This window comes from Mycolicibacterium alvei, assembly GCF_010727325.1.
Taxonomy (GTDB): Bacteria; Actinomycetota; Actinomycetes; order Mycobacteriales; family Mycobacteriaceae; genus Mycobacterium; species Mycobacterium alvei.
This window is the reverse complement of sequence record NZ_AP022565.1, coordinates 1292966-1311755: the sequence shown is the minus strand read 5'-3', so window position 1 is coordinate 1311755 and position 18790 is coordinate 1292966. Positions and strand designations below refer to the sequence as shown.

16 protein-coding genes are annotated in these 18790 nt (G+C 67.0%); 7 read left to right on the top strand and 9 right to left on the bottom strand.

All coding sequences use genetic code 11. The features are described from left to right. Positions 1 to 12 precede the first annotated feature (12 nt). The gene (hflX, locus tag G6N44_RS06195) at positions 13 to 1422 is read left to right on the top strand and encodes a GTPase HflX (protein WP_163662075.1); all 1410 of its coding nucleotides are present in this window, start codon (positions 13 to 15) and stop codon (positions 1420 to 1422) included. A 9-nt stretch (positions 1423 to 1431) separates the two neighbouring features. Here hflX and G6N44_RS06190 read toward each other — a convergent pair whose 3' ends face one another. Further along, positions 1432 to 2985, bottom strand: a complete 1554-nt coding sequence (locus tag G6N44_RS06190; protein ID WP_163662073.1) for a PE-PPE domain-containing protein — start codon at positions 2983 to 2985, stop codon at positions 1432 to 1434. A 107-nt stretch (positions 2986 to 3092) separates the two neighbouring features. Beyond that, positions 3093 to 5381: a molybdopterin-dependent oxidoreductase gene (locus G6N44_RS06185; RefSeq protein ID WP_163662071.1), complete on the bottom strand. Its 2289-nt coding sequence runs from the start codon at positions 5379 to 5381 to the stop codon at positions 3093 to 3095. A gap of 99 nt (positions 5382 to 5480) precedes the next feature. Here G6N44_RS06185 and G6N44_RS06180 point away from each other — a divergent pair, with 99 nt between their 5' ends. Both G6N44_RS06180 and G6N44_RS06175 read left to right on the top strand, forming a co-directional pair. Continuing rightward, positions 5481 to 6641 (top strand): acyl-CoA dehydrogenase family protein, encoded by a 1161-nt coding sequence (locus G6N44_RS06180; protein ID WP_163662069.1) that lies wholly within the window; start codon positions 5481 to 5483, stop codon positions 6639 to 6641. Between the two features lie 180 nt (positions 6642 to 6821). Beyond that, complete coding sequence (locus G6N44_RS06175; protein WP_163662067.1) at positions 6822 to 9140, top strand: LGFP repeat-containing protein; 2319 nt, start codon at positions 6822 to 6824, stop codon at positions 9138 to 9140. A gap of 48 nt (positions 9141 to 9188) precedes the next feature. Here the strand turns inward: G6N44_RS06175 and lexA are convergent, their stop codons facing one another. Continuing rightward, positions 9189 to 9908, bottom strand: a complete 720-nt coding sequence (lexA, locus tag G6N44_RS06170; protein ID WP_163662065.1) for a transcriptional repressor LexA — start codon at positions 9906 to 9908, stop codon at positions 9189 to 9191. A 256-nt stretch (positions 9909 to 10164) separates the two neighbouring features. On the opposite strand from lexA, the gene G6N44_RS06165 reads away from it, so the two are divergent. Beyond that, the gene (locus G6N44_RS06165; RefSeq protein WP_163662063.1) at positions 10165 to 10710 is read left to right on the top strand and encodes a LysM peptidoglycan-binding domain-containing protein; all 546 of its coding nucleotides are present in this window, start codon (positions 10165 to 10167) and stop codon (positions 10708 to 10710) included. Between the two features lie 164 nt (positions 10711 to 10874). Next, a complete protein-coding gene (nrdR, locus tag G6N44_RS06160; RefSeq protein WP_163662061.1) occupies positions 10875 to 11333 on the top strand; it encodes a transcriptional regulator NrdR in 459 nt (152 codons plus the stop codon). A 9-nt stretch (positions 11334 to 11342) separates the two neighbouring features. Here nrdR and G6N44_RS06155 read toward each other — a convergent pair whose 3' ends face one another. Genes G6N44_RS06155 through G6N44_RS06145 form a run of 3 tightly spaced genes read right to left on the bottom strand, consistent with a single transcriptional unit; the run spans position 11343 to position 14141 of the window. Beyond that, positions 11343 to 12029, bottom strand: coding sequence for a PhzF family protein (locus G6N44_RS06155; RefSeq protein ID WP_163662058.1), 687 nt, complete (start codon positions 12027 to 12029; stop codon positions 11343 to 11345). 26 nt (positions 12030 to 12055) lie between these two features. Next, positions 12056 to 13078: an alpha/beta fold hydrolase gene (locus tag G6N44_RS06150; RefSeq protein ID WP_163662056.1), complete on the bottom strand. Its 1023-nt coding sequence runs from the start codon at positions 13076 to 13078 to the stop codon at positions 12056 to 12058. Between the two features lie 37 nt (positions 13079 to 13115). Continuing rightward, the gene (locus G6N44_RS06145) at positions 13116 to 14141 is read right to left on the bottom strand and encodes a proteasome assembly chaperone family protein (RefSeq protein WP_163662054.1); all 1026 of its coding nucleotides are present in this window, start codon (positions 14139 to 14141) and stop codon (positions 13116 to 13118) included. Between the two features lie 171 nt (positions 14142 to 14312). On the opposite strand from G6N44_RS06145, the gene G6N44_RS06140 reads away from it, so the two are divergent. Continuing rightward, positions 14313 to 15131: a trypsin-like serine peptidase gene (locus G6N44_RS06140; RefSeq protein WP_163662052.1), complete on the top strand. Its 819-nt coding sequence runs from the start codon at positions 14313 to 14315 to the stop codon at positions 15129 to 15131. Positions 15132 to 15229: 98 nt separating this feature from the next. Further along, positions 15230 to 16297 (top strand): DUF4192 domain-containing protein, encoded by a 1068-nt coding sequence (locus G6N44_RS06135; RefSeq protein WP_163662050.1) that lies wholly within the window; start codon positions 15230 to 15232, stop codon positions 16295 to 16297. A 4-nt stretch (positions 16298 to 16301) separates the two neighbouring features. Here G6N44_RS06135 and G6N44_RS06130 read toward each other — a convergent pair whose 3' ends face one another. From G6N44_RS06130 to G6N44_RS06120, 3 genes are all read right to left on the bottom strand, one after another. Next, positions 16302 to 16991: an iron-dependent transcriptional repressor DtxR gene (locus G6N44_RS06130; protein WP_163662047.1), complete on the bottom strand. Its 690-nt coding sequence runs from the start codon at positions 16989 to 16991 to the stop codon at positions 16302 to 16304. A gap of 201 nt (positions 16992 to 17192) precedes the next feature. Beyond that, on the bottom strand, positions 17193 to 18152 hold the full coding sequence (locus G6N44_RS06125; protein ID WP_163662045.1) for a sigma-70 family RNA polymerase sigma factor: 960 nt from the start codon (positions 18150 to 18152) through the stop codon (positions 17193 to 17195). A 147-nt stretch (positions 18153 to 18299) separates the two neighbouring features. After that, positions 18300 to 18746, bottom strand: a complete 447-nt coding sequence (locus G6N44_RS06120; RefSeq protein WP_235682959.1) for a DUF3099 domain-containing protein — start codon at positions 18744 to 18746, stop codon at positions 18300 to 18302. Positions 18747 to 18790: the final 44 nt, after the last annotated feature.

Below are 18790 nucleotides of genomic sequence, written 5' to 3'. Positions count from 1 at the left end.
CTGTAAGTACATATGACACATCCAGAACATCCCGTCATCCCCAGCACCGGTGAGCTCGCCCTCGAAGACCGCGCCTCACTGCGCCGCGTCGCCGGGTTGTCCACCGAACTCACCGACGTCACCGAGGTCGAATACCGCCAGCTGAGGCTGGAGCGGGTGGTCCTGGTCGGCGTGTGGACCGATGGCAGCGCGGCCGACGCCGATGCCAGCTTGGCCGAGTTGGCCGCACTCGCCGAGACCGCCGGTTCGGAAGTACTCGAGGGGCTCATCCAACGCCGGGACAAGCCCGACCCGTCGACCTACATCGGCTCGGGCAAGGCCATCGAACTGCGCGAGATCGTGCTGGCCACCGGCGCCGACACCGTCATCTGCGACGGCGAACTCTCACCTGCGCAGCTCAACTCGCTGGAGAAAGTGGTCAAGGTCAAGGTCATCGACCGCACGGCGTTGATCCTGGACATCTTCGCTCAGCACGCCACCAGCCGGGAGGGCAAGGCACAGGTGTCGTTGGCGCAGATGGAGTACATGCTGCCCCGGCTCCGCGGCTGGGGTGAATCGATGTCGCGCCAGGCCGGCGGTCGCGCCGGCGGTGCCGGTGGTGGCGTCGGCACCCGTGGACCCGGTGAGACCAAGATCGAAACCGACCGCCGCCGCATCCGGGAGCGGATGGCCAAGCTGCGCCGCGAGATTCGCGACATGAAGAAGATCCGCGACACCCAGCGCAGCCGACGGCTGGGCTCGGAAGCTGCGTCGGTAGCCATCGTCGGCTACACCAACGCCGGCAAGTCGAGCCTGCTCAACGCACTGACCGGGGCCGGCGTGCTGGTGGAGAACGCCCTGTTCGCCACGCTCGAACCCACCACGCGGCGTGGCGAATTCGACGACGGACGGCCGTTCGTACTGACCGACACCGTCGGCTTCGTCCGGCACCTGCCGACCCAGTTGATCGAGGCATTCCGGTCCACTCTGGAAGAGGTGGTCGACGCCGAGCTGCTGGTGCACGTGGTGGATGGTGCCGACGAACATCCGCTGGCGCAGATCAACGCGGTACGGCAGGTGGTCAACGAGGTGATCGCCGAGTACGACATCGCGCCACCGCCGGAGTTGTTGGTGGTCAACAAGATCGACGCGGCCACCGACCTCGGTCTGGCCTCGCTGCGGCGTGCGCTACCCGACGCCGTGTTCGTCTCGGCGCATACCGGCGACGGGCTGGATCGGCTACGGTCCCGGATGGCCGAGATGATCCCTCCCACCGACGCCACCGTGGATGTGACGATTCCCTACGACCGCGGGGATCTGGTGGCGAAGGTGCATGCCGACGGCCGGGTGGACGCCACCGAGCACACTGCCGACGGCACGCGGATCAAGGCGCGGGTGCCCATGGCGTTGGCCGCGAGCCTGAGCGAGTTCGCCACCTTCTGAGCGCGAGCGTCAGGCCGCCGGCTTCTTCTTGTTGCTGCTGGTCTTGCTGCGGGTGTCCTTGTTGCCGGTGTTCTTGTTGCCGGTGTTCTTTGCCTCGGCACGATCCTTGTCGTTGTCCTTCGCGCCGTCCTGGCCCAGCGCCTTGCGCACGGTGCTTCGGATCGACTTCGCCATGTCACGAGCCGGATGCCCCTTGAGGCCCAGGGCTTTCGGCACGGACGGACGCTGCTTCACGGCCGTCGTGCCGTCGTCGGACGCGGTCAGCGCTGTCCCGGACTCGGCGAGCGTGGCCAGTCGCCGAAGCGGCTTGTCATCGGATGTGGCGGCGACCTTCGTGGTCTCGACAACAGTGTTGTCCGCGGTGTCCGGCACTCGGGCGGTAACGCCGGACTGCGTCGGATCGGTCCATCCGGGCAGTGGATCGAGCCCGGGGTTGAGTGCCGCGTTGATGCCTTCGGGGATGTCGTTGATCAAATCCGATGCCAGCTTGACCGGGTTGAAGTTCGGCAGCAGCTGGAACGGCGTCGGTTTGCCGTAGTCGGTTCGGGTGTAACCGGTCTCGATCAAGGTCTGGGTGATCGGTGAGACCAGGTCGACGATCGGTATCACCAGCGCCGATGTGCCGGTGGCCGCACCGAGGTCGAGGAACGGTTGCATGATCGGCAGGGTCTTGGCGGGCAGGGTGATGTAGTACGTGTCACCGTGCTGCTGGCAGTGGGTCGCCGCACTGCAATCGGCTTCGGCGTTCTCGAGCGCGGCCTGCACCTGCTCGGCGGTGTAGCCGTACGGTGTTGCGTCGGCCGGATCGTCGCCGCGGGGATCCAGGTAGGTGCCGTGCACGTACTGGAAGCCGGCCAACGCGTTCAGCAGGGCGAGAGGATTGAGCACCCACGATGGCGCATCGGCCACCCCGTCGTACTGCAGTGCGATGTCGTGGGTTTCGATGCCGGTGTCCGTCGGTGTGGGCTGTCCGAACGTCGCGTCGAGGATGGGGACCGTGCCCAGGATCGCAAGCCGCTCGAAGAGTCCGCCGTCAGGCCGGTTCGGGTTCCCGATCAGGACGAAGGACAGGTTCGCCTTCTGCTCATCGGTCAGGTCCGCCAGGTTGGCTTTGACGATGCTGGCCACCGTGGCGCCCTGCGAATAGCCGAACACCGTCACCGGATGCGTCCCACTCGGATTGTTGGCACCGACGAGTTCGCTGGTCAGCCGGGTGACCCCGCTGGCGACCGATACGTTCCATTTCGCGCCCTCCAGACCGCCCCAGCCCTCGAATGGGAACGGCCAGAACTGGGCGATGTAGGGGATTGCCACCGGGGCCGCGCAGTCCTCGGCGCCACAGCTGCCGCTTGGCTGGACGTAGTACGAGACGGCGTTGGCCATGTAGTTGTTGGAGTTCTGCGGGTTCGGGGTCCCGGTCCCGGGTACGACGAGTGGCGTCACCGCCACCACCAGGCCGATTGCCGCCGTGCCGATGGGCGTCAGGCCGATGACGACCGAGCCGGATACAGCTACGGCGCCCACCAGCAGTGACCTGGCGGCAGAACGGGGTGAGAATCGCATCGGCCCGGATCTCCTTCCGCCGACCCCTCGTCAGCGCTGAGGGGATCTTTGCACCGGCACGCAACAGTTCACGGGCAAACGGCCGAAGTGATGCTCGCCCAACGGCTTCAGCGGGTCCGGATCACCGGTGGTCGGTGCGCCCGCACCGGCGGCAGCGGGTGAGCGAACTTCTCGATCTGCACCAGGACATGGGCCCCGGTGCAGCCGCGCGCCAGCGACGACGTGCCGACATCCTCGGTCAGCACGTTGGGGTTCCCGTGCACGCACATCGCGTCGGGGTCGGCCGGATCGGCCGGGTCGAACCATGCCCCGGTGGACAGCTGCACGACCGCAGGACGCAACCGGTCGTCGATCACCACCCCGGCCAGGCACGCCCCGCGGTCGTTGAACACCCGCACCACGTCGCCGCCGGCGAGTCCGCGGTCCGCCGCATCGTCGGGGTGGATCCGGATCGGTTCGCGCCCTTGGACTTTCGATGACTGGCTGGTGGCGCCGCCGTCGAGTTGGCTGTGCAGGCGGGTGGCGGGTTGGTTGGCCAGCAGATGCAACGGATAGGTCCGGGCGCGCTCGCCGCCGAGCCACTCCGTCGGCTCGTACCACCGGGGGTGGCCGGCGCAGTCGTCGTAGCCGAACCCGTCGATGGCGTGCGAGAAGATCTCGATACGGCCGCTCGGGGTGGCCAGTCGGTGCCCGACCGGGTCGGCCCGGAAATCGGCGAGTAGCGTCAGCCCCGGTTCGGTGGGCAGTCGCAGGTGTCCCGCGGCCCAGAACTCATCGAATCCGGGCACCTCGAAATCCAGCCCGGCAGACCACTTTTCATACATGTGGACCAGCCACTGCCGCGCCGTGCGGCCCTCGGTGAACTCTTCGCCGAACCCGAGCCGCTCGGCCAACGCCGAGAATGTGGCGTAGTCGTCGCGGGAGTCGGCATACGGCTGCGTCAGCGCGGGCATGGCCACCAGCAGCGGGTCGTTACGCGAACCCGAGTAGTCCTCTCGCTCATAGGCCGTGGTCGAGGGCACCACGATGTCGGCGTGCTTGGCCATCGCCGTCCAGTACGGGTCATGCACCACGATGGTGTCGACCCGGGCCAGGGCCCGGCGCAATCGCGGAATGTTCTGGTGGTGGTGGAACGGATTGCCGCCGGCCCAGTACACGCATCTGATGTCCGGGTAGGTCAGCTGCATGCCGTTGTAGTCGAACGGCTGCCCCGGCTGCAGCAGCATGTCGGTGACGGCGGCCACCGGGATGAATGTCTGCACGGGGTTGAGGCCCTGCGGCAGCACAGGCAGGCCGCAGCGCAGCGGTGGCAACCCCGGCTCGTTCATCGAGCCGTAGCCGTGCCCGAAACCACCTCCTGGGATACCCACCTGGCCCAACATGGCTGCCAGGGTCAGTCCCATCCACGGAGCCTGCTCGCCGTGCCGGATCCGCTGCAGCGACCAACTGACGGTGACCAGGGTGCGCGCGGTGGCCATGCGCCGGGCCAGTGCCCTCAGCTCCCCGGCGGGCAGACCGCTGAGGCGCGACGCCCACTCCGGGGTCTTGGCGACGCCGTCGTCGCGGCCCAGCAGGTAACGCTCGAACCGCTGGTATCCGGTGCAGTGCGTGTCGAGAAAATCCAGATCGGCCAGGCCTTCGGTAGCCAGGACGTGGGCCAGCGCGAGCATCACCGCGACGTCGGTGCCGGGTACCGGAGCCAGCCATCGGCAGTCACCGTCGACATCGTCGCGCAGTGGGCTCAGCGACACGATCTGCCCACCGCGCTCACGCATCCGCCGCAGCGCGTCGCGGGCCGGATGAGCCGTGGTGCCACCGTGATTGATGCCGGTGTTCTTCAGCGCGACACCGCCGAAACACACCAGCAGGTCGGTCTGTTCGGCGATGACATCCCAGTCGGTGGAGCGTTTGAACAGGTCGTCGTGGGTTCCGACCACCCGGGGCATGATCACCCCGGTCGCGCCCAGGCTGTAGGAATGGCGGGAAAAGGTATAGCCGCCGAGCATTTTCAGAAAGCGGTGCACCTGACTCTGGGCGTGGTGGAAGCGCCCGGCGCTGGCCCAGCCGTAGGAGCCGCCGTAGATCGCCTCGTTGCCGTGGGTGTCCACGACCCGTCGCAGCTCGTCGGCCAACAATTCGGTGAGCTCGTCCCAGGACACCGCGACGTACTCGTCGGCACCCCGCTCGGCGCTGGGGCCGGGGCCGTGGCGCAGCCAGCCGCGACGGATCGCGGGTCCGGCGACGCGGGAGCGGTGCCGGATCGAGCCCGCGAGGTTGCCCAGCAACGGGGAGGGGTCGGTGTCGCCGGACATCGGCGTGACGGCGGCGATGTCACCGCCGGCGAGGTCGGCGGTGAAGGCGCCCCAGTGCGCGAGGCTCGCGGGCGACCGGGGCATGGTCCGAGTTTACGGTCGGCGACCCTCCCCGGAGCTGACCAACCACCCGGTTGGTATAGGTTGGCCTCCAAATCCGTAACCAGTACCGGAGGTCACACCATGGGCAGTGTTGTGAAGTACGAACGCACGTTGTTCGAGCCGGAGCACCAGCTGTTCCGCGAGTCGTACCGGGCGTTCCTGGACAAGCATGTGGCGCCGTTCCACGAGCAGTGGGAGAAGGACAAGATCGTCGACCGTGGTGTCTGGCTGGAGGCTGGTAAGCAGGGCTTTCTCGGCATGGCGGTGCCCGAGGAGTACGGCGGCGGCGGTAACGACGACTTCCGGTACAACACGATCGTCTGCGAGGAGACCGTGGCCGGCCGCTACAGCGGCATCGGTTTCAGCCTGCACAACGACGTCGTCGCGCCCTACCTGCTGCGGCTGGCCAACGAGGAGCAGAAGCAGCGGTGGCTGCCCAAGTTCTGCACCGGGGAATTGATCACGGCGATCGCAATGACCGAGCCCGGCACGGGCAGTGACCTGCAGGGCATCAAGACCCGCGCGGTCCGCGACGGTGACCACTACGTGCTCAACGGGTCGAAGACGTTCATCACCAACGGCATCAACTCCGATCTGGTGATCGTCGTCGCTCAGACCGACCCGGAGAAGGGTGCCCTTGGCTTCTCGCTGTTGGTGGTGGAGCGGGGGATGGAGGGCTTCGAACGCGGACGGCATCTGGACAAGATCGGTCTGGACGCCCAGGACACCGCCGAGCTGTCGTTCACCGACGTCAAGGTGCCCGTGGAGAATCTGCTCGGTGAGGAGGGCCAGGGTTTCGTCTACTTGATGCAGAACCTGCCGCAGGAACGCATCTCGATCGCGATCATGGCCGCCGCGGCGATGGAGGCGGTTCTGGAGCAGACGGTGCAGTACACCAAGGAGCGCAAGGCGTTCGGCAAGCCCATCGGCAGCTTCCAGAACAGCCGGTTCCTGCTGGCCGAACTGGCGACCGAAGCCACCGTGGTGCGGATCATGGTCGACGAGTTCATCCGTTTGCACCTCGATGAGAAGCTCACCGTGGAGCAGGCGGCGATGGCCAAGTGGTACTCGAGCGAGAAGCAGGTGAGCCTCATCGACCGCTGTCTGCAGTTGCACGGCGGATACGGGTACATGCGCGAGTATCCGGTCGCGCGGGCCTACCTGGACGCCCGCGTTCAGACCATTTACGGCGGCACCACCGAGATCATGAAGGAGATCATCGGACGCGGTTTGGGCGTCTGATTTCCCCGCTTAACTCGGCGCGAGGCCCCGAAAAGCCCCAAATCTGGGCCGTCGGACCCAGATATTGGGGCTTTTTTGGTCATGATCGGCCGCGTTCCTTGGTTATCGTCACGTGCTGAAGCAGAGTTGTCGGGCGGGACATCTCTACGGAAACTTTGCCGAACGAGCGGGGGAGGGCGCATGACTAGGCCGGGAGTGAGGCTGAATGCGGCCGTATTGCGGTTGGCGGTCGGCCTGCTCGCACTCATCGTCGCTGCTTTGATGGTGCCGGCGGTGGCCTCGGCCACCCCCGAGGCGGATGCCGATGCCGCGATCGTCGCCGCCTGGGAATCCAACGGCGGCGACGGCGGTCCGCTGGGCCCGAGGCAGGGCGGTGTGTACGCGGCCGGTTCCGGCTTCGCTCAGAACTTCGCCGGCGGGAAGATGTTCTTCACCCCGGCGACCGGTGCCCACTTCATGCAGGGCGCCATCCTGGAAAAGTACGAGTCGTTGGGTGGTGCAGCGGACGGCGATCTGGGATTCCCCACCATCGACGAGGGCGCCGGGCGTGCTGCCGACAGCCGCAACTCGACCTTGAGCGCGCCGGACCACCCGGTCATCTTCTGGACTCCGTCCACCGGTGCCCGCGTGGTGCGGGGCGCCGTCAATGCCGCATGGGACAAGCTCGGTGGCTCCGCGGGGGTGCTGGGCGTCCCCGCGGACGACGAGATGTTCAACGGCGATGTGATCTCACAGAAGTTCACCGGCGGTGAGATCTCCTGGAACCGCAAGACGAAGGCATTCACCACCGAACCACCGGAACTGGCCGGTCAGCTTGCCGACCTGGACGTACCGTCGGATCCCGCTTCGGCGATCGCCGCCGCGCGTCGCGCGGCAGGTGGCGCGATGGGACCACTGGGAGCCAAGGACGGCGACCAGTATCCGATCGGCGACGGCGGGTTCGGCCAGAAGTACGCCGGTGGCACGATCTTCTACAGCCCGGCCACCGGAGCCAATGCCATCACCGGTCAGCTGCTCGAGAAGTACGAAAGCGTCGGTGGTCCCGAAGGTGATCTGGGCTTCCCGACCGCCGGCGAAACCGAGGGCGGTCTGGGCCCCAACAGCAGGATCAGCACGTTCGCGGCTGCCGACAACCCCGTCATCTTCTGGACTCCCGACTACGGCGCGGTGATCGTGCGTGGTGCGATGAACGCGGCCTGGGAGAAGCTCGGTGGCGCGAAGGGCGCACTGGGCGCCCCCATGGCCGACCAGACCGAAGACGGCAGTGTCATCAGCCAGCGCTTCAGCGGGGGAGCGATCTCGTGGGACCGCGACTCCAACGCGTTCACCACCGAGCCGTCGAAACTCGCCTCCGAACTGAGTGGACTGGAGGTTCCTGGACTCGGACAGACCCCGGCCACGGCGCCGCAGCCCTCCGGTACGGACACCAAGAAGCCGTTCTCCTGGCATTGGAGCTGGTGGTGGCTGATCGCGGTGGTCCCGGTCGTGCTGCTCGCCGGGCTGATCGTGGGGGCTGCGCTCTGGCACCGTCGCCGCGCCGGTGGCGATGACGACTTCGACCATGACCCGTTCGACGACGACTACGCCGACGGCCCCAAGGCTTCGTCCTATGACGAGGACCGATACGGCGATGCTCGGTATGGATCGGGTGGGTACGACCGCGACGAGTATCGCGATGATCGCGGGTCCGATGTGGCGAACGACTACGGGCCGAGCGCTGCCTATGGCGGCGAGGTCGCGACGACGCGGTTCGCCGAACCCGGCGAGCAATCGACGAGTGCGGCATCTCCGTACGACGAGCCCACCGACATCGCCATCCCGGTCAGTCAGTGGGCCGCCCCGCACGGAGCGGCCGGCGGCTACGGGGCACCGGGCGAGGACGAGGAACCGCCGGAGGATTCCTCGCGGCTGGCCGGCCCGGAGCAGGGCTTTGACGACTATGACGACTTCGAATCCGACTATGACGATGAAGACGACGATTTCGAGGACGATGGATTCGACGACGAAGACCTCGATACGCCCATCGACGCCGACTTCGAGGAAGTCGCCGAAGACGACGACGTCGATGACTTCGAAGCGGAGCTCGTAGACGAGAACCCGCCGGACACCCGGTCGCTCGGCGGTGCAGTCGGCGGGATGCGCGAGGCCGGGGCTTTCGCGGCGCTGAGCGGACTGGTGCCGGGCGATCAGGACAACGTGGACACCGCGCCCACCCGCGTCATCACCGAGGCGGAGGCCTACAGCGGTGAGGCCTACAGCAGTGAGGCGCACAGCGGGCGCCATGCCGCCATCGAACTCGACGAGATACCCAGTGCCACCGCGATCCACCTACCGTTGGAGGACCCGAACCGCGCGCCGGAGGGCTATCCGATCAAGGCGGACACCAAGTCCGGCCGATACTGGGCGCCCGACAGCAGTGAGTACGACGATGCAGTGGCCGAGATCTGGTTTGCCAGTGAGGAATTCGCCCGTACGAACGGATTCGTGCGCACGGATTGAGCGGTAGGGCCCGGGCCGCCATCCGGTGCAACCGGGCCCGCCGGACGGTCAGATCTTGCGGATCACGGTGACAACCTTGCCGAGCACCGCGGCGTCGTTGCCGGGGATCGGCTCATATGCCGGGTTGTGCGGCATCAGCCAGACCTGACCGCGGGTCCGCTTGAACGTCTTGACCGTGGCTTCGCCGTCGATCATGGCTGCCACGATGTCTCCGTTGTCGGCCACACTCTGCTGGCGCACGACCACCCAGTCGCCGTCGCAGATGGCGGCATCGACCATCGAGTCGCCGACGACCTTGAGCAGGAACAGCGACCCTTCGCCGACCAGTTCGCGCGGTAGCGGGAAGACGTCCTCGACGGCCTGTTCGGCCAGGATGGGACCGCCCGCGGCGATACGCCCGAGCACCGGCACGAAGGTCGGCTCGGGAAGCGCATCGGAACCGGCCACGTCGGTGGACACCAGAGCGGTGGGCGACGGATCGTCGGCGACACGTACGTCGACCGCGCGCGGGCGGTTGGGATCCCGACGCAGGTAGCCCTTGCGTTCCAGGGTGCGCAACTGGTGGGCGACCGACGAAGTCGAGGTCAACCCGACCGCATCGCCGATCTCGCGGATGCTCGGCGGGTAGCCGCGACTGCTCACCGACGCGCGGATCACGTCGAGAATGGTGCGTTGCCGGTCGGTGAGCCCTTCGGTTCGGCGTGGGCCGGCGCCGTCCGATCCGGCCGGGCTGTCGGTGCTGCCGTCCCTGCTGCGATCGTCGCTCATGGGGCCGAATGTAGTCGTTGATCGAACATTAATCAAACATGTGTTCGACGCGTGTTGTGGGCGTGTCTGCTGGTGGGGCCGCGTGGTGGGGTGCGCGACGGGTGTTTCCGGCCCGGGTGCGGGATCGGCGACCCCGGAGTCGTCGGTGCCCTGCTCTATCGTTTGGCAACAGTTCGATCACATGTTCTATCAATCGAACACCTGAGCGAGTACATTCGAACACAAGAGCGAATCCGTCCCACCGAAAGGCAGTCAGATGGCGATCATCGATATCCCCGCCGATAGCCGTTCCCGCGCGGCTCGGGCCGTGCCCCAGTCGCCACCGCAGCGCGCCAGGGTTCGGGGCGGTGCCGGCACTGCCGGTGCTGTAGGTGCGAAGGGCAGCGCCACCTTCGGTAGCGGTGCGGCCAGGCCGGTCCGCCGGGTGCAACGCCCGGCCCCGGACCGCCCCGCTGCCGGCACGGTCCGCTACCGCGGAACCGGAGTGCTGATGTCGCGCGCATCCCATCGCAGTCGGCCCATCACGCCGGTGACCACGGTGTTGCTGGCCCTGGTCGCCGCCGGCATCACGGTGTGGCTGGGCCTCGTGGCCCAGTTCGGTGGGGTGATGGGGATCGAGAGCCCGGAGCCGACCGAGCTTGCGGTGGTCCAGGTGAAATCGGGGGAGACGCTGCAGCAGGTGGCGCGCAGGGTCGCCCCGGATGCCCCGGTGTCCCGGGTCGTCGAGCAGATCCGTGACCTCAACCAACTGGAATCCGCAGCAGTCGACCCCGGGCAGACGCTGCTCGCGCCGGTGGGCTGAGCAGCCCGATGCCTGCTGAATCGTCCTGGCCGGCAGCCACACTGGCCGGCGTCGGAGTGAGTCCCTACATGCCACTGGACCCGGCGGTGAGTCTCCCGCGGGCATCGCGGGTACGCTCAAGGACGCTCGAACTAGTTGTCCGGCGGTATGACGAAGGAGCGGTAATGCACTGTCCGTTCTGCCGTCATCCTGATTCGCGCGTCGTCGATTCCCGGGAGGCCGACGAGGGCCAGGCCATTCGGCGCCGGCGATCATGCCCGGAGTGCGGACGTCGGTTCACCACCGTGGAGACCGCGGTGCTGGCTGTGGTGAAGCGCAGCGGCGTGACCGAGCCCTTCAGCCGGGAGAAAGTCATCCGTGGCGTGCGCCGGTCCTGTCAGGGCAGGCAGGTCGACGATGATGCACTCAATGTTTTGGCGCAGAAGGTCGAGGATGCCGTCCGGGGGCTCGGCACGCCGGAGATCCCCAGCAATGAGGTCGGCTTGGCGATTCTCGGACCGCTCCGCGAGTTGGACGAGGTCGCCTACCTGAGATTCGCCTCGGTGTACCGGTCGTTCTCGTCGGCCGAGGACTTCGAACGCGAGATCGAGGCGCTACGGGCGCATCGCGGCGCCGAGGCGTAGAGGCGTAGATCAACCCACTCGCGTGGTGCCGTCATTGACGACGTGGCCGGCGAGACGAACCCAGCCCTCCGGACTCCAGCGGGTCTCGATCACCGAACCCTTCCCCTGGATGATCGTCAGATCCCGGCTGAGGTAATCCGTCATCCGTACCGCCGCGGCTCCGGTGGCCTCGTCCTCGGGGATTCCCAGGTGCGGAGCGAACGATCTGGCTCGCAGCGTGCCGTGCGCCTCATCGATCCAAGCCCACAGATAGTTCTCGTCGGCCTCGGCGAAATCATCGGGATCGGCGGCAAGTAGTTCCTCGACGGAAGGCAAGTTGTGGATTGCGAACTCCGGGGCCCATTCCGAGCGGGCATTGACCACCGCGCGATCACCGTCGTATTCCACCTGGATGATCCCGGCCGGCACCCGCAATGTATTGACCGGCGATCCGGTTTCGCGCAGCCACCACGCTGCGCCCACCGTGGGGTGCCCCGCGAACGGCAGTTCGGAGACCGGGGTGAAGATGTGGGCCACGGCCGAGTTGCCGCCCGGCGACGGCAGATCGATGAATACCGTTTCGCTGTAGCCCAATTCGGTCGCGATTCGCTGGCGATCGGCAGGAGCGACAGTGCTGTTGTCTACCACGCCGAGCGGATTGCCGTACCTGCCGTCTGAGTCGGTGAATACCCGCAGGACGGTGACGCCGATGGCCATGATTCGATGCTACGTCGCGGCTCGGGTCAGGTGGCGCTGCGCTCGTCTGCGTCCATCGCGTCGAGCACCGCAAGCTGAGTGTCGAAGGGCCCGCTGATCGCCGATGCGCTCCTGCCGTCACGCAGGAGGCTGCGCAGCCGATCCTGGTCGTACACCGACGGTTCGGTCGAGTCGATGAAGCGTTCGATGACCTCGACGAAGCGGTCGGGATCGGTGCGGAACGGAAAGTGCCCGGCTCCCTTGAAGATCTCCAACCGGGAACCGGGCATTGCGGCGTGTGCCATCTGGGCGTGGCTGACCGGGATGACCGAATCTCGTTCACCCCAGATCAACTGGACCGGAACGGATTCGGTCAGGTAACAGCGATCCAGCATCGTCACCACCTGACCACGCCAGTCCACCACAGCGCGCAACGTCCGAGCGAATGCCGAGGACGCCGTCGGCTCCGGCAGATCTGCCAGGACCCGCAGCATGTCCGGAATGTCGTGGCCGAGCCCGGCTGAGCCCAACAGCGTGCCTGCGGCCCGACCGAACAGTTGTAACGCGGGTAGCACCAGGGGGATTCTCAGCAGGGCCAGTGCCTCACTGCCCATCGGGAGTGACGCGACCCGCAGTGCCACATTCACTTCCTTGGTGACTCCACCGGCGCCCACGAGGATGAGACGATCCACCAACTGCGGGAATTGGTAGGCGAACTGCATGGCCACGCCACCGCCGAGCGAATGACCGACCACGGTCACCCGGTCGATGTCGAGCACGCTGAGTAGGTCGCGCATGCCGTTGGCGTAGGCCGCGACCGAATAGTCCGCCCGGGGTTTGTCGGAACTACCGTGGCCGAGCAGATCCGGGGCGATCACGGTGAACCGCTGGGCCAGCGCCGATTGCACGGTGTGCCAGGTGGTGGAGTTGTCACCGATGCCGTGGATCAGCAGGATCGCCGGACCGGATCCGGCGATGCGGAACGCCCGCCGATATCCGTGGATCCTGCGGTATTCGAGAGTCGGGGTGTGCTCGCGAACGGTCCGCAGATGGGGTTTGCGCTCGGTCATGCTGGTCAACCTCGCCCTCGGCCCGGCGTCGGGCTGCCTATGAGTGGTTGTCGCCGTTCGGGAAGCCGTCGCCGAAGCCGTCCCGTCCGTCCTTGTACCTGTCGTCTTTGTGCTTGTCACCGGTCTGCTGGGCGAGGAACCGTTCGAACTCGGCTCCCAACTCGTCACCGCTGGGCAGTTCCTCGTCGCGCGCCAGCAGAGACCGATTTTCCTGTGCGGCAACGAACGCATCGTACTGGCGCTCCAGCCCGGTCACCACCTGAGCGACCTCGGTGCTGGCCTCCACCTGCTCGTTGATCTTGCCGTACACCTCGGCTCCGGCCTCGGAAAGTTTGCCCAGCGGCAGTTCTAGCGAACCGGTCCGGGCCACTTCGGACAACAACGCCTCGGCGGCCGGCGGATAGGCCGTCTGGGCCAGGTAGTGCGGTACGTGCACCGTGTAGCCCACCACCTCATGTCCGTGCTGGGCCATGCGGTATTCGAGCAGGTTGGAAACGCTCGCCGGAACTTGGACTTCGCCGACCCACGGGGTGTGGTCGAGGATCAGATCCTTGTTGTTGGCGTGCGCCGTGAGCATGACCGGGCGGGTGTGGGGCACCGCCATCGGAATGGCGCCCAGCCCGATCACCTGTCGCACGCCCAGTTGCCCGCAGAGCAGTCGCACCGCGGTGATGAACCGTTCCCACCGCAGGTCCGGCTCCAGCCCGGCCAACAGCAGAAACGGCGTCCCCGCGTTGTCACGGAGCGCGTACAGATTCAGCGCGGGTTCTTCGTAACTGGTGAAACGGTCGGTCTTGAACGTCATCAGCGGCCGGCGCGACCGATAGTCGAGCAGCTCGTCGATGGCGAAGGAGGCCACCAGTTCGGTGTCGAGGGTGTCCTTCAGATGCTCGGCGGCCAGTCGGATCGCGTGACCGGCATCGGAGAACCCCTCCAGGGCATGGATCAGCACCGGGCCGCGGCCATCGGACGCCGACAGCTGCGGAGCCGGGAACTCGAGCTCGTACATGCCGCTCTGGTCGGGTTGGTAGTGCTGATCGGGGGTGTCGCTGTTGTCGGTCATCTCGCTTCGTCTCCTCGCTGCGGTAGGACGCGGTGACGGCCTACCGCCGTGTCACCTAGTGTCCCGCATACCCGGACGGCGGGTTCGTTCCGCCCCGCTTGCGCGTTCGAACGCGCCGGGCCGGAGCAGGCATTCCGGCGGTGATCCCCGCGGTGGGGCAAAATCGTGAGGATGCGCGGGACCCGGATCACGAAGTTCGCCGTCGCGGCGGCCATGCTGGCTGCCGGGGCCGTGGCGTGCACGGTCCCGGGCACCACCACCGGCGGAGCGGCCGGCCCTCCCACGTCGGTCCCGCCCAGCTCGGCGGCCGCGGCCAGTGCGCTGTCGCAAGCCGGCGTCGAATCGGTGACGCCGGATCGGCGGGTGGGGGCGTTGTTCCTGGGCGACACTACGACGCACACCTGTAGCGGCTCGGTCTTGGCAACCGTGTCGGCCGACCTCATCCTGACGGCTGCGCACTGTCTGCTCGACGGTGTCGACACCACCTTCGTCCCCGGTTTCGGTGCCGGCGCCGGCGATACCTGGCACGTCAGCACGGTGTACCTGGATCCGCGCTGGCTGGCCGACCAAGATCCCGAAGCCGATTACGCCATCGTGCGGGTGACCGGGGATTCCGGCGCGAGCCTGATGTCCGCGGCTGGCGGCGGACTGGTCCTCGGGTCGGCCCCTGGGTCGGGAAACCCGGTGACGGTGACCGGTTACCCGATGGGTGAGGGCGGTAGCCCGCTGGCCTGTCAAGGTGCGGTCGAGTCGTCACCGCAGGGGTTTCCGTCCCTGGCCTGCGCGGGCCTGACCGATGGTTTCAGCGGTGCCCCATGGGTTTCCGGGGCAACGGTGACCGGGTTGGTCGGCGGACTCGACGGTGGCGGCTGCGACGACGACGTGTCCTATTCACCGCGCTTCGACGATCGGATCGCCCGGTTGCTGACCCGTGCCGAGGCCGGCGGGCCCGGCGACGCGGCGCCCGCTGCCCCCGAATCCGACTGCTAGTCGACCGGGCTGTCCCCAGCGCAGGATCCATCCCCAACCGGCTGCCACCGCCCGGTCGGGCAGCAGTTCGTGACGGCACACGTTGGCACCGTCGGGCCATGACCACACCATCGCCTTCCTCGCCAGAGTTCGACTTCCACCTCAACCGCCCCGGTGCGCTGATCGCCGCGCTGCCCGCGGTGCTCGGCTTCGTCCCCCACAAGAGCCTCGTCCTGGTCACCGTCGACCGGGGCGAGCTGGGCTGCGTCATGCGCGCCGATCTTGCCGATGACATGACCGGACGCGTCGAGCACCTGGTTGACCTCGCGGCCACTGCAGGAGCGGATGCGGTGATCGCCGTGGTGGTGGACGACGAGAGTAGGGACTGCCGGGTGTGCGATGACCGCTACCGCGACTTGGCGGCGGTGTTGGACCAGGCCCTTGCCGCAGACGGCATCGTCCTCTACGCCGCACATGTGGTGGACAAGGTGGCCCCCGGTGGGTCCTGGCACTGCGCCGACGGTTGTGGCGAACAGGGGTGGGTGGATGACCCGGGGGCTTCGCCGCTGGCGGCCGCGGCGGTGCTGGACGGTCGTCGGCTCTATGCGAGTCGGGATGAGCTGCTGCAGGTGATCCGGCCGGATCCGGTCGCCTGTGACTCGATGAAACGGCCGTTGGCTCTCGTGGCGCAGCGGCCTGGATATCAGGAAACCCGGCCCGACGTCGAGGTGCGCGGTGATGTCGAGGCCACGATGCGGGCGGCGGTGCAGATCGCCGAGGGAGATCGACCCGCTGACGCCGAGTTGGCGCGGTTGGCCGTCGGATTGTCCGATCCCAGGGTCCGCGACACGCTCTATGCGCTGGCGGTCGGGGAGCGCGCCGAGCAGGCCGAAGCGCTGTGGGCGCTGTTGGCCCGCAATCTACCCGACCCGTGGCGTGCCGAAGCGCTTGTCCTGCTGGCCTTTTCCGCTTACGCCCGGGGTGACGGACCGCTGGCCGGGGTATCGCTCGACGCCGCGTTGGAGGCGCGGCCGACGCACCGGATGGCCGGCATGCTCGACACCGCGCTGCAGGCGGGCATGCGACCGGAGCGGATTCGGGAGCTGGCGGTCACCGGCTATCGGCTGGCCGAACAGCTCGGTGTGCAATTGCCGCCTCGACGGACGTGGCGGCGCAGGGCCGGTTGAGTGGCTAGACCTTCTCGACGCGAACCGCGTGGGCCATGTGATGGGGAAGTTCGACCTGCTCGTGTCCCGGGATCACGATCATCACACCCCCGTGGTCGTTGGCCTCGACGGTGACCCGCGCATTCGGCACCACGCCGGCGTCCTTGAGTCGGCCGATGAGCTCGGTGTCGCCCTGCACGTGTTCGGTGAGCTGGCGGACCACCACGGCGACCGGCAATCCGACCGGGAGTTCGGTGAGCCGGACCAGGCTGACATCGTCGTAGCGCGCCGCACCGACGCCGAGGTCCGTCAGGCCCGGGATGGGGTTACCGAACGGCGAGGTAGTGGGGTTGTCGAGCACCTGCACCAGGCGCCGCTCCACGTCCTCGCTCATTACGTGCTCCCACCGGCATGCTTCGGCGTGGACCTCTTCCCACGGCAACCCGATCACATCGACGAGCAACCGCTCGGCCAGTCGGTGCTTGCGCATCACGGCCACCGCGAGGGCTCGACCCTTGTCGGTCAGCTCCAGATGGCGGTCGCCCGCGACGTGCAGCAGACCGTCGCGTTCCATCCGCGATACCGTCTGGCTGACCGTCGGACCACTTTGGTCGAGCCGTTCGGCGATACGGGCACGCAACGGCACCACGCCCTCTTCTTCGAGGTCGTAGATCGTCCGCAGGTACATCTCGGTGGTATCGACCAGATCGTTCATGCGCGCCTTCCCAGCCCCAACGTCACGGCACAGTCTACCGTTCCCGGCTGTTTAACTGCGGCGCAACATCGGGTCGTCGGGTACCTCACTCAACAACGACAAACCCCAGGACAACGGCCTGTCACCGGCTGGTGAGGTCCCAAAAACACCCGGATACGCGATGTGCCCGCCGGAAACCGGCGGGGCACATCGGGAAAACGACTAGCTGGCGTAGGAGCGCAGGCGGTCCGCACGCTCGCCGTTGCGGAGCTTGGACATCACCTCACGCTCGATCTGGCGGACCCGCTCGCGGGACAGCCCGAACAGCTTGCCGATCTGATCCAGCGTCCGGGGCTGGCCGTCGTCGAGGCCGAACCGCAAGCGGATCACCTGCTGCTCACGCTCGTCGAGCGTGGCCAGCACGTGGCGGATGTCGGTGTGCAGCAGCTCGGAGATGACGGCGTTCTCGGCCGACATCGCGTTCTCGTCCTCGATGAAGTCGCCCAGCGGGGCCTCCTCGTCGGTGCCGACCGGCATATCCAGGCTCACCGGGTCGCGGCTGTGCTCGAGCAGGTCGTTGATCTTCTCGACCGGGATACCGGACTCCTCGGCCAGTTCCTCGTCGGTCGCCTCACGGCCGAGGTTCTGGTGCATCTCCCGCTTGATCCGGGCCAGCTTGTTGACCTGCTCCACCAGGTGGACGGGCAGGCGGATGGTACGGCTCTGGTCGGCCATCCCACGGGTGATGGCCTGCCGGATCCACCAGGTGGCGTAGGTGGAGAACTTGAAACCCTTGGCGTAGTCGAACTTCTCCATCGCGCGGATCAGGCCCAGGTTTCCTTCCTGGATCAGGTCCAGCAGTGGCATGCCGCGTCCGGTGTAGCGCTTCGCCAGCGACACCACCAGGCGGAGGTTGGCCTCCAGCAGGTGCCGGCGTGCTGCCTCACCATCGCGGACCACGGTGGCCAGGTCGCGTTTGCGATTCTCGCCCAGGCGCTTCTTGGTGTTGAGGACGTGCTGGGCGTACAAGCCCGCCTCGATGCGCTTTGCGAGCTCTACCTCATCGGCGGCGTTGAGCAACGCCGTTTTGCCGATGCCGTTCAGATACACGCGCACGAGGTCGGCGGCAGGACTCTGGGCGTCCAGATCACTGTCGACGCGGCTTGTGGTGGCATTTGCCATGGCGGCCTCCTGATCAGCTCGAACTGTCATGATCTACAACGTCGTAGGTGCCATGAGAGTTCCCGCTGATCCCCGGATTCATGCCTGCTGAGCTGCGGTTTTTCCGGAACGACCTGAGAATGTCCTGAGAATGGCTAAAGAAGTCGCTCAGCTGGGGTCATCGGGGTCGGATCGCGCTGGGTCCGGTTGCGGTGGCATAACCGCGTCACTCTGTAACGCTGGACGCTCCGCGGTGGGGAACAGCGGGATCCGCTCGCCGCGACCGGCGTATCGCCGTGGCTCCTCGGCCGAACGCGGAGGACGATCGTTGGCGATCAGTACCGCGATCCACGGCAGCGGTATCGACGCCACGATGATCGCCAGCGAGATGAGCCCGTTCTGCCAGATGTTGTAGGCAACAGCGGCCAGCAGGAGTGCCGGGATGCGGAACGCCATCAGCGTGAGGTACTTGCGGACGCGCTGACGGTGCTGCACTTCGTAGGCGGGTGCGGCTTGGGTGATGAGAACCGGGCGGGCTTCCTTGCCGAAATCGTCGCCGAAATCGTCGTCGAAACTCAGCTCGTGGCTTTGTTTCATGCTTCTACTGTTCCACACCTGCGCCCGATGGCGACAGGTGGATTTCGCTAAGCCGCGCAGCC